This window comes from Pantoea sp. ACRSB (assembly GCF_022346905.1).
GTDB lineage: Bacteria > Pseudomonadota > Gammaproteobacteria > Enterobacterales > Enterobacteriaceae > Pantoea > Pantoea piersonii.
The window spans coordinates 684,459-697,292 of record NZ_JAKRNL010000001.1 but is presented as its reverse complement, the minus strand read 5'-3'; the positions used below and the strand labels follow the sequence as shown (position 1 = coordinate 697,292).

The following is a 12,834-nucleotide window of genomic DNA, read 5'->3' as shown; positions in this document are numbered from 1 at the left end:
CATGCTCGATCCCAATCTGCTGCGTAATGAGCCAGACGCAGTCGCAGAAAAACTGGCACGCCGAGGATTCAAACTGGATGTGGAAACGCTGCGCTCCCTTGAAGAGCGCCGTAAAGTCTTGCAGGTGGAAACGGAAAATCTGCAGGCGGAGCGTAACTCCCGATCCAAGTCCATCGGTCAGGCCAAAGCACGTGGGGAAGATATCGAGCCGCTGCGTCAGGAAGTGAACGCGCTGGGCGAACGCCTGGATGCGGCCAAAGCGGAACTGGATGCCCTGCAAAATGAAATCCGTGATTTCACCCTGGCGCTGCCTAACCTGCCGGCGGATGAAGTACCGCTGGGCAAAGACGACAGCGAAAACCAGGAAGTCAGCCGCTGGGGCGAGCCGCGCCAGTTTGATTTTCAGGTAAAAGATCACGTTGAGCTGGGTGAAATGGCGAAAGGCCTCGATTTCGCCTCTGCCGTGAAGCTGACCGGCTCGCGCTTTGTGGTGATGCAGGGCCAGATTGCTCGTCTGCATCGCGCGCTGAGCCAGTTTATGCTCGACCTGCATACTGAACAGCACGGCTATCTGGAAAACTATGTGCCTTACCTGGTCAACCATGCGACCCTGTACGGAACCGGCCAGCTGCCGAAGTTCGGCGAAGATCTGTTTCATACCCGACCGCTGGAAGAGGAGTCAGAGAGCAGCAACTATGCGCTGATCCCGACAGCGGAAGTCCCGTTGACCAATCTGGTGCGCGACGAGATTGTGGAGGAGGAGAGTCTGCCGATCAAACTGACCGCGCATACGCCTTGCTTCCGCTCCGAGGCCGGCTCTTACGGTCGCGATACGCGCGGCTTAATTCGTATGCATCAGTTCGACAAGGTAGAGATGGTGCAGATCGTCGCGCCGGAAACCTCGATGGATGCGCTGGAAGAGCTGGTGGGTCACGCAGAGAAAGTGCTGCAGCTGCTCAACCTGCCGTACCGCAAAGTGCTGCTCTGCACCGGTGATATGGGCTTTGGCTCAGCCAAGACCTACGATCTGGAAGTCTGGCTGCCGGCACAGAATACCTATCGCGAGATCTCCTCCTGCTCCAATATGTGGGACTTCCAGGCGCGCCGCATGCAGGCACGCTGCCGCAGCAAAACCGATAAGAAGCCGCGTCTGGTGCATACCCTGAACGGCTCCGGCCTGGCGGTCGGCCGTACGCTGGTTGCGGTGCTGGAGAACTATCAGCAGGCTGACGGACGTATTCAGGTGCCGGATGTGTTGCGCCCCTATATGAATGGCGTAGAGTTTATCGGCTGATAAGCGCTTCAACAGTAAACCCGGACATGTCCGGGTTTTTTTATATTTAACGTCGGTATACGGCTTGAAGTTATCAGAAATAAACGTTATCGACATTGCGACAGGTATAGCACCTAAAAAGCCTGTTTTTCATAAAGATAGCTTCGAAGCGGCTCTCGTTTAACACTCCTGTAACCCACTGAAGATTAATAAATTAAATTATCTTGCAGCAAAATGTGCTGCGCTATTTTTTTGTGCTTTTCCTTTAAATTCGTCGATGGCAAACTGCGCGCAACCTCCTCTCTTTTCTTTGGTTTTTATTCCTATGTCCACATGGTCACGTCCCGTGGTGCTGCTGCTTTGCGGCCTGCTTTTGCTGACGGTTGCAATTGCGGTGCTCAATACGCTGGTTCCGCTGTGGCTGACTCACGATGCGCTGGCTACCTGGCAGGTAGGCGTGGTGAGTTCCTCTTTCTATACCGGCAATCTGGCGGGCACGCTGGCGGCAGGCTGGCTGATTAAACGTTACGGGTTTAACCGCAGCTACTATCTGGCAACCACGATTTTTGCCGTAGCGACCGCCGGTCTGTTGATGATGGACGGTTTCTGGGGTTGGTCGATCCTGCGTTTTTGCGCAGGTATCGGCTGCGCTTTGATTTGGGTCATAGTGGAGAGCGCGCTGCTTTGTAGCGGTACGGTGCGCACCCGGGGCCAGCTGCTGGCCGCTTATATGATCGTCTATTATCTTGGCACCGTTGCGGGTCAACTGCTGGTGAGCAAAGTCTCAACCGGGCTGTTTAACGTCGTCCCCTGGCTTACCGCGCTGATGATGTGCGCCATTCTGCCGCTGATGTTCGTGAAGGTGACCGCCGCCAGCGAAGCGACAGAGGCAGCGCCAGGTAAAATCTGGCCGATGCTGCGTCGTCGTAGTTCGCGGCTTGGCATTAACGGCTGTATTATTTCCGGCATTGTTCTGGGGTCTCTCTACGGTCTGATGCCGCTCTATCTCTCTCATCAGGGCATGAGCGATGCGAATGTCGGCTACTGGATGGCGCTGCTGGTGAGCGCCGGCATCGTTGGACAGTGGCCGGTTGGGCGCCTTGCCGATCGCTTCGGTCGTCTGCTGGTACTGCGCGTGCAGGTGTTTATCGTGATTCTGGGCGCGGTTGCCATGCTGACTAACGCCGCGATGGCGCCTGCGCTCTTTGTGCTGGGTCTGGCGGGCTTTACGCTCTATCCGGTAGCCATGTCCTGGGCCTGCGAGACCGTCGCGCATCATGAACTGGTAGCGATGAACCAGGCGCTGCTGCTGAGCTATACCATAGGCAGCCTGGCGGGTCCCAGCATGACGGCGGTTTTGATGCAGAACTATTCCGACCGCATTCTGTTTGTGATGATTGCCGGCGTGGCGCTGGTCTATCTGATGATGCTGCTGCGTAAGGCCGATCAGCAGGCAACGCCGGTGGCGCACGCCTGATATCGGCGCAGGAGGCTGCAAACCAGTCGCCCGCACCATAACGAAAAGGGAGCCGTAGGCTCCCTTTTCGTTAATACATAACAGTATGACCGTAGCTGGCGAGGATGTTTTTCACCCGCTCCATAGTCTCTTTCGTCGGCGGCTTCACGCCGTCGAGCTTGTACTCTTCGCCCATTGCGATCCATTTATGCTTGCCAAGTTCATGGTAGGGCAGCAGTTCAATCTTCTCGACGTTCTCCATATCCCGTGTGAACTCGCCAAGCCGGTGAGCCGAATCGTCATCATCAGAATAGCCGGGCACCACCACATAGCGGATCCAGGTCCGTTTGCCTTTCTTCTGCAGGTAGCGAGCGAAGTCCAGGGTGCGATGATTTGAGACGCCAACCAGGATCTGATGAACGTCGTCATTGATTTGCTTGAGATCGAGCATCACCAGATCCGTCACCTCCAGCAGCTCATCAATCACCGGATCGTAGCGACGCACAAAGCCGTTAGTATCCAGACAGGTATGAATGCCTTCCGCCTTACAGGCGCGGAACCAGTCGCGCACAAACTCAGCCTGTAAAATAGCCTCGCCGCCAGAGGCGGTTACGCCGCCGCCAGACGCATTCATAAAGTGGCGATAGGAAAGCACATCTTTCATCAGCTCCTCGACGGTGATCTCTTTTCCGCCGTGTGTGTCCCAGGTATCGCGGTTATGGCAGTAGAGGCAGCGCATCAGGCAGCCCTGAAAGAAGGCGATAAAACGGATGCCGGGACCGTCAACCGTCCCGCAGGATTCGAACGAGTGAATACGACCTTTGCAAGACATTGCGATGTTCTCCAGGTTAGCCTGTCAGCAGGCGCACAATCTCTGTTGTGCTCGGTAATAAAGTCGGTTTTGACTGATTTCTGTATTAAGAGCGCAGACAAAACCGGCCTTGGAGAAAAGGCCCCCGAAGGAGCCTTTTTACAGCTTAGCGCGCCAGGTTTATAGCGATTTGGTGAAAGTACGGGTAATCACATCCTGCTGCTGTTCTTTCGTCAGCGAATTGAAGCGGACGGCATAGCCGGAAACGCGGATGGTTAGCTGCGGATATTTTTCCGGGTGCTCCATCGCATCCAGCAGCATTTCGCGATTCATCACGTTCACGTTAAGGTGCTGACCGCCTTCAATACTCGCTTCGTGATGGAAGTAACCATCCATCAGGCCTGCAAGGTTAGCTTTCCGCACGTTGTCGTCTTTACCCAACGCATTCGGCACGATAGAGAAGGTATAGGAAATACCGTCTTTCGCGTAGGCGAAGGGGAGTTTAGCGACAGAAGTCAGTGACGCGACGGCACCTTTCTGATCGCGGCCATGCATTGGGTTTGCGCCAGGACCGAAAGGCGCGCCTGCGCGGCGACCATCCGGCGTATTACCGGTTTTCTTACCGTAAACAACGTTAGAGGTAATGGTCAGCACTGACTGAGTCGGTACTGCGTTGCGATAGGTGGTGAGTTTCTGAATTTTCTTCATGAAACGTTCAACCAGATCGCAGGCCAGGTCATCGACGCGCGCATCGTTATTACCAAACTGCGGATATTCGCCTTCGATTTCAAAGTCGACCGCCAGGCCATCTTCGTCGCGCACCGGTTTCACTTTGGCGTATTTGATAGCGGACAGTGAGTCGGCGGCTACTGACAGTCCCGCGATGCCACAGGCCATCGTGCGGTAGACATCGCGATCGTGCAGCGCCATCAGCGAGGCTTCGTAGCTGTATTTATCATGCATATAGTGGATGATATTCAGCGCGGTCACATACTGTTTCGCCAGCCAGTCCATAAAGTGGTCCATACGCGCCATGACGGTATCGAAATCAAGCACATCGTCCATGACCGGGGCTTCTTTCGGACCCACCTGCATTTTCATTTTTTCATCCATGCCGCCGTTGATTGCGTACAGCAGGGTTTTCGCCAGGTTGGCGCGAGCGCCGAAGAACTGCATCTGTTTACCAACAATCATCGGGCTGACGCAGCAGGCGATGGCATAGTCGTCATTGTTAAAGTCAGGACGCATCAGATCGTCATTCTCATACTGCAGAGAAGAGGTATCGATGGAGACTTTTGCCGCGTATTTCTTGAAGTTCACCGGCAGATTTTCTGACCACAGGATGGTCATATTCGGCTCCGGCGACGGTCCCATAGTGTAAAGGGTATTCAGGAAACGGAATGTGCTTTTTGTCACCAGAGTGCGGCCGTCTACGCCCATACCCGCCAGCGATTCTGTCGCCCAGATAGGGTCACCAGAGAAAAGCTCATCATATTCCGGCGTACGCAGGAAACGCACCATGCGCAGCTTCATAACCAGATGGTCAATCAGCTCCTGCGCCTGCTCTTCGGTGAGTTTACCGGCCTGCAGATCGCGTTCGATATAGATATCGAGGAAGGTCGAGACGCGGCCGAACGACATTGCTGCGCCGTTCTGCGATTTCACCGCAGCAAGGTAGCCGAAGTAGGTCCACTGTACCGCTTCCTGCGCATTTGTTGCCGGGCCGGAGATGTCGCAACCATATTTAGCGGCCATCTCTTTAATCTGGGCCAGCGCGCGATGCTGTTCAGCAATCTCTTCACGCAGACGGATAGTGGCTTCCAGATTAACGCCGTTTTCCAGATCGTTCTGCAGTGAGTTGAACTGCGCCAGTTTGTCCTGCATCAGGAAGTCAATGCCATACAGAGCGACCCGGCGATAGTCGCCGATAATGCGGCCACGGCCGTAGGCGTCCGGCAGACCGGTCAGCACGCCCGATTTACGGCAGCGCAGGATATCCTGGGTGTAGACGTCAAATACGCCCTGGTTGTGGGTTTTACGATACTCAGTAAAGATTTTTTTCAGCGTCGGATCCAGCTCGCGGCCATATACCTTACAGGAGCCTTCCACCATTTTAATGCCGCCAAACGGGATAATGGCGCGTTTCAATGGCGCTTCAGTTTGTAAGCCGACAATTTTTTCCAGCGATTTATTGATATAGCCAGCATCATGCGCGGTAATGGTTGAGGCGAGATCGGTATCGAAATCGACTGGCGCATGGGTACGGTTTTCAATCTTGATCCCTTCCAGAACGGCGTTCCACAGCTTAGTGGTCGCTTCAGTCGCGCCTGCCAGGAAAGATTCGTCGCCTTCATACGGCGTGTAGTTCTTTTGAATAAAATCGCGAACGTTGACGCTGTTCTGCCATTCGCCGTTGGCAAATCCATCCCAGGCCGCAGCCTGTTTTGCATTCAGATCGGTCATGATATACCTGCCTTATCTAAGAAGCTTTATGTTGGCGCCGCCAGCTACGCGGCGTCGGTCAGAAATCGTTAATGTGCGGTAGAACCGTTGCGTAAATAGATCGCCCAGTAGGTCAACCCAACCAGCAGGCCGCCGCCGATAATGTTGCCGATGGTGACTGGAATCAGGTTGTCGATAATAAAGTTGACGGGCGTAAGGGCCTGAAACTGGTCGGCGCTGGCACCGGCGGCTTGCCAGAATGCCGGGCTGGAAAAATCACGAATCACGATAGCTAACGGGATAAGAAACATATTCGCGATACTGTGCTCGAAGCCGCTCGCAACGAACATGGCGACCGGCAGAATCATCGCCAGCGTTTTATCCGTCAGGCTATGGCCGGAGTAGCTCATCCATACCGCCAGACAAACCATCAGGTTCGCCAGGGTGCCCAGGCAGACGGCTTCAATAAAGGTGTGATGCATTTTGTGATCGGCGGTTTGCAGCACATTTAAACCCCATGCCCCGCCAGCCGTCATATGCTCGCCGGCGAACCAGATGAGCGCGACGAAAAACAGCGCGCCGACAAGGTTGCCGACATAAACATTAATCCAGTTACGCGCCAGCTGGCCCCAGGTGATGCGTCCGCTCGCTTTGGCGACGACAATCAAAACGGTGGAGGTGAAAAGATCGGCGCCGCATACCACTACCAGAATTAAGCCCAGTGAGAAGCAGATGCCGCCGATCAGCTTCGCCAGACCATAGGGCATGCCCGCGCTGCCGGTTGTCGCAGTAATATAAAAAACGAAAGCGATAGAGATAAAAACGCCGGCGGTAATGGCAAGAAAAAAGGTGGTTAAGGGATGTTTAGTCGCTTTATAGATCCCCGCATCTTCTGCCACTTTAGCCATTGCGGCCGGTAATAACAGATTAAAAGGGTTGTCAGCTTTCACACTAACGCTCTCCAAAAGTTGTCTGGAAAAATATTAACAAAGGAGTACAGGTCAGCATTTGATCTGGATCATATTTGACCGGCAGACAGGGGATTTAACCGGCTGCAAAGGCTTTCTGTCAGGTATAATTATTTGAATAAAAAAGAAAAAATAATTTTTAATTTTTGCGTGTTTATTTTAAATAGAAATAAGGGCAGGATTTAGAATGTTAATAAAACTACTTTATCGAAGCAAAAATGTTAAATAAATTAAAGCAACCGCTCATAAGTAACTTTTATTAAATGCTTGTTCATTACCCATAAAAAATGGCGTCACTTTTATTGACGCCATTATTATTTTATTCAGCCTGTAGCAGCCTGATTTTCGGTCTTAATTTTTCCAGTAACGGCGTTTAGCCGCCTGGAGTTTTTCGTAAGCCTGCAGCAGCGCCTGATGTGCCGGGAAGGCGTTGAGATCTTCGTCAACCGCCTGCAGACCGTAGAAGGGCGCTTCGCCGCTTACTGCCGCCGAAGCCGCTTCCAGCGCGTCCGCGCCATACATGCGCATGAAGGCGTGGTGGTATTGCAGCGGATCGCGATCGTCTTCCATCGCCAGCAACAGCAGCGTTTGCAGGCAGCGGTAGTAATTGGCGCGTTCCGGCGAAAAGATCGAACCATTAAATTCCATGGTCCATTCGGTCCAGATCAACGCCTGATCGAGGTCGCCACCTGCCAGCGCCAGCATGGCTTTAAGCTCGCCGATGCGCAGCGTATACCAGCCATTATCCTTGCCGCTCGCCAGGCCAAGCAGCTCGCGCACGCGGGTAAAGTCGTCATGACCTTCTTCATCCAGCTGCACGATCAAATCCAGATACTCTTCCGGGTTCCAGTTGCTGGCGGGGAGCGCCAGCAGCGTTTCGCGCAGGCCTGCGCCCATATTATTGTTCGCCAGCAGCAGATCTTCCGCCGGATAGATATCGGACATGCCAGGCACGATAATGCGGCAGGCATAGACGCCAAGGTGATCGTAATCGGCGATATAGACTTCACGATCTTCCGCGCGGAAAATGGCCATCAGGGTAGCGAACTCTTCCTGCGTGGTCCCGCTGAACGACCAGTCGACAAAGGGATAGTCCGCATCTTCTTTGAACAGATCCCAGGAGATAAGGCCGCTTGAGTCGATAAAGTGCGTCTCCAGGTTGGCGTGCTCGGCCACTTCCTCATCATCAAAGGTCGGCGGCGTAAAGACATCGAGATCTTTCAGGCTGCGGCCCTGCAACAGCTCGGTAACGGTACGCTCAAGCGCGACGCCGAAATCGGGATGCGCACCGAAAGAGGCGAAGCAGGTGCCGTTTTGCGGGTTGAACAGCACAACGCAGATAACCGGATATTTGCCGCCCAGCGAGGCGTCATAGGCGAAAATCGGGAAGCCTTCCGCTTCAAGACGCGCGATAGCTTCCACCACGGCAGGATAGCGCTGCATCACGCTGTCAGGAATAGTCGGCAGGCTGATCGACTCTGCGATAATGCGGTTTTTGATATAGCGCTCAAATACCTCAGAAAGCCCCTGTACGCGCGCTTCATTAGGCGTATTACCTGCTGACATGCCGTTTGAAACGTACAGGTTGCCGATAATATTCATCGGAATATAGACGGTCTGCTGATCAGACTGGCGAGTAAAGGGCAGGCTGCAGATGCCGCGCTCGGCGTTGCCCGACTGCAGATCCACTAACTCAGAGGCGGTCAGCGCGTTGTCTGGATCGTAAAAGGCGCGCAGGCGCGTATCCAGAATGCCTTCCGGCAGCGAATCGTCTGCAGGGATGGGGAACCACTTCTCGTCAGGGTAGTGAACGAAATCGCCATTCGCGATCGATTTGCCCAGCCAGAAGTCGGCGAAGAAGTAGTTGGTCGAAAGACGTTCGAAGTATTCGCCCAGCGCTGAGGCCAGCGCGGCTTTCTTGCTGGCGCCTTTGCCATTCGTAAAGCAGAGCGGGCAATCGCGGTCGCGAATATGCACGGACCAGACGTGGGGAACCGGATTTAGCCAGGAGGCTTCTTCAATATTAAAGCCAAGATCGGTCAGCTTTTGCTGGAAGCGCGCGATGGAATCTTCCAGTGCTGCGTCTTTACCGGGAATAAACGTTTGCGTCATGGGACCGCTCTCTCATATATAGTGGGCGTAAAGCGCGCAATGATACGGATTTTGCCGTCGTGGCGCTATGAAGACGGCATAAATTTCTGCCCGCTGTTCTACCTGAAAAGCGCGTCGGAAAAGGATCCTGTTTTCCCGGTAAACGAGCCGCCTCACAAAATTTCGCTGCGTATTGCATTTGTGACATAAGCTGCGGCATGGCAGATTCAGAAATTGTGATCCCTTCCGGATTTATCATTGCAGGCGTCATAAGGCAGTGATAAAACCGGTAAGCAATTCATAACCGTTCTGGATAATCGTGGTGAGGGAAATGACGCAGATTTATAATTTTAGTTCCGGTCCAGCGATGCTGCCGGTTGAAGTGCTCCGTCGTGCAGAACAAGAACTGACAAACTGGCACGGTCTGGGGACCTCCGTCATGGAGATCAGCCATCGCAGCAAGGAGTTTATCAAGGTAGCGGAAGAGGCGGAGCAGGACTTACGCGATCTTCTGAAAATCCCGGCCAACTACAAAGTTTTATTCTGTCACGGCGGCGCGCGCGCGCAGTTTGCCGCTGTACCGGGTAATTTGCTGGGCGAGGCCACCACGGCGGATTATATCGACGGCGGCTACTGGGCGCACAGCGCTATTAAAGAAGCGGAAAAGTATTGTACGCCGCGTGTCCTGGACGTCAAAACCACGCGTGACGGCAAGCGCGCAATCCTGCCGATGAGCCAGTGGGAGCTAAGCAGCGACGCCGCCTATGTGCACTACTGCCCGAACGAAACCATTGACGGCATCGCGATTGATGAGCAGCCCGATTTTGGCGATAAGAGCGTGGTTGCTGACCTCTCCTCGACTATCCTGTCACGTCCGCTGGACATTAACCGCTACGGCGTAATCTATGCCGGCGCGCAAAAGAACATCGGCCCGGCGGGTTTGACCATTGTTATTGTCCGTGACGATCTGCTGGGCAAAGCCCAACAGTCCGTTCCTTCCATCCTCGATTATCAGGTGCTGGCGGAAAACGACTCGATGTTTAATACGCCGCCGACCTTTGCCTGGTATCTCTCCGGCCTGGTGTTTAAGTGGCTGAAAGAGAAGGGCGGTGTAGCTGAGATCGACAAAATCAATCAGGCTAAAGCGGATCTGCTCTACGGCCTGATCGATAACAACCCCTTTTACCGCAATGACGTTGCGGTGGAAAACCGTTCACGCATGAACGTGCCTTTCCAGCTGGCGGACGCCGCGCTGGATAAACTCTTCCTGGAAGAGTCGTTTAATGCGGGACTGCACGCCCTCAAAGGCCATCGCGTCGTAGGCGGCATGCGCGCATCGATCTACAATGCGATGCCGCTGGAAGGCGTTAAAACGCTAACCGACTTTATGGCTGACTTCGCGCGCCGCCACGGTTAAGCCTGAGCTGTAGCGTCGGCGCTTGCGCCGACTTCAGACCTCGCCTTGCGGCGGGGTTTTGTCCTTTTCTGGAGATTTGGTTTCACATGCAGGACTCCCTGACCTTACAACCGATTGCACGCGTTGACGGCACCGTTAACCTGCCGGGTTCAAAAAGCGTTTCTAACCGCGCGCTGCTGCTGGCTGCGCTGGCGAAAGGCACCACGCGCCTGACGAACCTGCTGGACAGCGATGATATTAAACACATGCTGAATGCCCTGAAGGCGTTGGGCGTCGATTTTACCCTCTCCGCCGACCGCACCCAGTGTGAAGTGGTGGGGCAGGCTGGCCCGCTGCGCGCATCTCAGCCGCTGGAGCTGTTTCTCGGCAACGCGGGTACGGCGATGCGTCCGCTGGCGGCGGCGCTCTGTCTCGGCGAACAGGATATCGTCCTGACCGGCGAGCCGCGCATGAAAGAGCGTCCAATCGGACATCTGGTAGACGCGCTCCGTCAGGGCGGCGCACAGATTGAGTATCTCGAGAACAGCGATTATCCGCCGCTGCGCCTGAAAGGCGGATTTACCGGCGGCGAAGTCAGCGTAGACGGTAGCGTCTCCAGCCAGTTTCTCACCGCGCTGCTGATGGCCGCACCGCTGGCGGAGCGCGACACCCGGATCGCTATCAAAGGCGAACTGGTATCGAAACCCTATATTGATATTACGCTGCATCTGATGCGCTGTTTCGGCGTCGAGGTCGAGAACCAGCATTATCAGAGCTTTATTATTAAAGGCCAACAGCAGTATCTGTCGCCAGGGGACTATCTGGTGGAGGGCGACGCCTCATCCGCCTCCTATTTCCTGGCCGCGGGCGCGATTAAAGGCGGAACCGTACGCGTTACCGGCATCGGACGCGACAGCGTGCAGGGCGATATCCGCTTTGCCGACGTGCTGGAAAAAATGGGCGCGACCGTTGAGTGGGGCAGCGACTACATCGCCTGTACCGCCGGCGAGCTTCACGCTATTGATATGGATATGAACCATATTCCTGACGCCGCGATGACCATCGCGACCGCGGCGCTGTTCGCCAAAGGCACGACGCTGCTGCGTAATATTTACAACTGGCGCGTCAAAGAGACCGATCGCCTGGCTGCGATGGCGACTGAACTGCGCAAAGTCGGCGCGGAAGTGGAAGAGGGACACGATTTTATCCGCATCACGCCGCCGGAAAAATTGCGTCATGCAGAGATCGGCACCTATAACGATCACCGCATGGCGATGTGCTTTTCCCTGGTCGCGCTCTCTGATACGCCGGTAACGATCCTCGATCCCGGCTGTACCGCGAAAACCTTCCCGGACTATTTCGATCAGCTGGCTAAAATCAGCCAGAACGCCTGACTGGCAGGATGTCGGAGAACGGACGTCTCCGGCATTCTCACTGCTTCTGGCCTTAGCGGCCAAGAGATGTTCTGAATCTGCTGCAATTTACAGCGTTCTCTGCGCTAAAAGGTAACGTCATTAGTCTGGTCAGCGTATAATGCTTCCTGTTCTGAACAGCCTGAAGGCTGAACTATTTCGCGCAGCAACAGGAGAGAATAATGACGGCAACTGCCCCGGTTATAACTGTCGATGGGCCTAGCGGCGCAGGCAAAGGCACGTTGTGCAAAGCGATGGCGGAAGCATTGCAATGGCATCTGCTTGATTCAGGCGCTATCTATCGCGTTCTGGCGCTGGCTGCGCTGCATCATCAGGTGAGTATTGAGTCCGAAGAGGCACTGGTGCCGCTGGCCGCCCATCTGGATGTGCGTTTTGTCTCGCAGCAGGGCGAACTGCAGGTGATTCTGGAAGGCGAAGAGGTTACGGGTGAAATCCGCACCCAGGAAGTCAGCAATACCGCCTCGCGCGTTGCCGCCTTTCCACGCGTGCGCGAAGCGCTGCTGCGTCGCCAGCGCGCGTTTCGCGATGAGCCTGGCTTAATCGCCGACGGCCGCGATATGGGGACTGTGGTTTTCCCCGACGCGCCGGTAAAAATCTTCCTCGACGCCAGCCCGGAAGAGCGCGCCCAGCGCCGTATGCTACAGTTGCAGGAGAGCGGCTTTAGTGTTAACTTTGATCGCCTTTTAGCCGAGATAAAAGAACGTGATGACCGCGATCGCAACCGCGCCATTGCGCCTTTAGTCCCCGCCGCTGATGCGCTGGTTCTGGATTCTACTCAGTTATCCATTGAGCAAGTCATTGATAAGGCGCTGGAATATGCCCGCACTAAGCTGGGCATTTAATATTTTCGGCATACCGAATTGCAGTAACCCTGTGCCAGGGAAAGCGCGCAGGGCATGTGAAACAACCCCATCCGACATGAGGTCAGGTGGACGTTAAATTGAAGAATCCTAAGATTATCAAT

At 54.7% G+C, this 12,834-nt stretch carries 9 protein-coding genes; 5 read left to right on the top strand and 4 right to left on the bottom strand.

Annotation, left to right across the window (positions count from 1 at the left end; genetic code table 11):
* Nucleotide 1: 1 nt before the first annotated feature.
* Nucleotides 2-1,294 carry a serine--tRNA ligase gene (gene serS / locus MHZ89_RS03425; RefSeq protein ID WP_311781858.1) on the top strand — a complete coding sequence of 431 codons (1,293 nt, stop codon included), beginning with the start codon at nucleotides 2-4 and terminating at the stop codon, nucleotides 1,292-1,294.
* A gap of 304 nt (nucleotides 1,295-1,598) precedes the next feature.
* Nucleotides 1,599-2,750, top strand: coding sequence for an MFS transporter (locus MHZ89_RS03420; RefSeq protein ID WP_311781857.1), 1,152 nt, complete (start codon nucleotides 1,599-1,601; stop codon nucleotides 2,748-2,750).
* Nucleotides 2,751-2,820: 70 nt separating this feature from the next.
* Here MHZ89_RS03420 and pflA read toward each other — a convergent pair whose 3' ends face one another.
* The 4 genes from pflA to ycaO all read right to left on the bottom strand — a co-directional run bounded on the left by pflA (nucleotide 2,821) and on the right by ycaO (nucleotide 9,062).
* On the bottom strand, nucleotides 2,821-3,561 hold the full coding sequence (gene pflA, locus MHZ89_RS03415) for a pyruvate formate lyase 1-activating protein (RefSeq protein WP_311781856.1): 741 nt from the start codon (nucleotides 3,559-3,561) through the stop codon (nucleotides 2,821-2,823).
* A gap of 159 nt (nucleotides 3,562-3,720) precedes the next feature.
* Entirely contained in the window at nucleotides 3,721-6,003 is a 2,283-nt protein-coding gene (pflB, locus tag MHZ89_RS03410) for a formate C-acetyltransferase (protein ID WP_311781855.1), read from the bottom strand.
* Between the two features lie 68 nt (nucleotides 6,004-6,071).
* Nucleotides 6,072-6,932: a formate transporter FocA gene (focA, locus tag MHZ89_RS03405; protein WP_311781854.1), complete on the bottom strand. Its 861-nt coding sequence runs from the start codon at nucleotides 6,930-6,932 to the stop codon at nucleotides 6,072-6,074.
* 369 nt (nucleotides 6,933-7,301) lie between these two features.
* The gene (gene ycaO / locus MHZ89_RS03400) at nucleotides 7,302-9,062 is read right to left on the bottom strand and encodes a 30S ribosomal protein S12 methylthiotransferase accessory factor YcaO (RefSeq protein WP_311781853.1); all 1,761 of its coding nucleotides are present in this window, start codon (nucleotides 9,060-9,062) and stop codon (nucleotides 7,302-7,304) included.
* A gap of 310 nt (nucleotides 9,063-9,372) precedes the next feature.
* Between ycaO and serC the strand changes: the two genes are divergently transcribed.
* The 3 genes from serC to cmk all read left to right on the top strand — a co-directional run bounded on the left by serC (nucleotide 9,373) and on the right by cmk (nucleotide 12,712).
* The gene (serC, locus tag MHZ89_RS03395; protein WP_311781852.1) at nucleotides 9,373-10,458 is read left to right on the top strand and encodes a 3-phosphoserine/phosphohydroxythreonine transaminase; all 1,086 of its coding nucleotides are present in this window, start codon (nucleotides 9,373-9,375) and stop codon (nucleotides 10,456-10,458) included.
* Nucleotides 10,459-10,544: 86 nt separating this feature from the next.
* Nucleotides 10,545-11,831, top strand: coding sequence for a 3-phosphoshikimate 1-carboxyvinyltransferase (gene aroA / locus MHZ89_RS03390; RefSeq protein WP_311781851.1), 1,287 nt, complete (start codon nucleotides 10,545-10,547; stop codon nucleotides 11,829-11,831).
* Between the two features lie 200 nt (nucleotides 11,832-12,031).
* On the top strand, nucleotides 12,032-12,712 hold the full coding sequence (cmk, locus tag MHZ89_RS03385; protein WP_120451805.1) for a (d)CMP kinase: 681 nt from the start codon (nucleotides 12,032-12,034) through the stop codon (nucleotides 12,710-12,712).
* Nucleotides 12,713-12,834: the final 122 nt, after the last annotated feature.

What these genes read in the sequence shown, in the direction of transcription:
- serS (WP_311781858.1), top strand. Translation starts at nt 2, where the DNA reads ATGCTCGATCCCAATCTGCTGCGTAATGAGCCAGACGCAGTCGCAGAA.
- MHZ89_RS03420 (WP_311781857.1), top strand. Translation starts at nt 1,599, where the DNA reads ATGTCCACATGGTCACGTCCCGTGGTGCTGCTGCTTTGCGGCCTGCTT.
- pflA (WP_311781856.1), bottom strand. Translation starts at nt 3,561, where the DNA reads ATGTCTTGCAAAGGTCGTATTCACTCGTTCGAATCCTGCGGGACGGTT.
- pflB (WP_311781855.1), bottom strand. Translation starts at nt 6,003, where the DNA reads ATGACCGATCTGAATGCAAAACAGGCTGCGGCCTGGGATGGATTTGCC.
- ycaO (WP_311781853.1), bottom strand. Translation starts at nt 9,062, where the DNA reads ATGACGCAAACGTTTATTCCCGGTAAAGACGCAGCACTGGAAGATTCC.
- serC (WP_311781852.1), top strand. Translation starts at nt 9,373, where the DNA reads ATGACGCAGATTTATAATTTTAGTTCCGGTCCAGCGATGCTGCCGGTT.
- aroA (WP_311781851.1), top strand. Translation starts at nt 10,545, where the DNA reads ATGCAGGACTCCCTGACCTTACAACCGATTGCACGCGTTGACGGCACC.
- cmk (WP_120451805.1), top strand. Translation starts at nt 12,032, where the DNA reads ATGACGGCAACTGCCCCGGTTATAACTGTCGATGGGCCTAGCGGCGCA.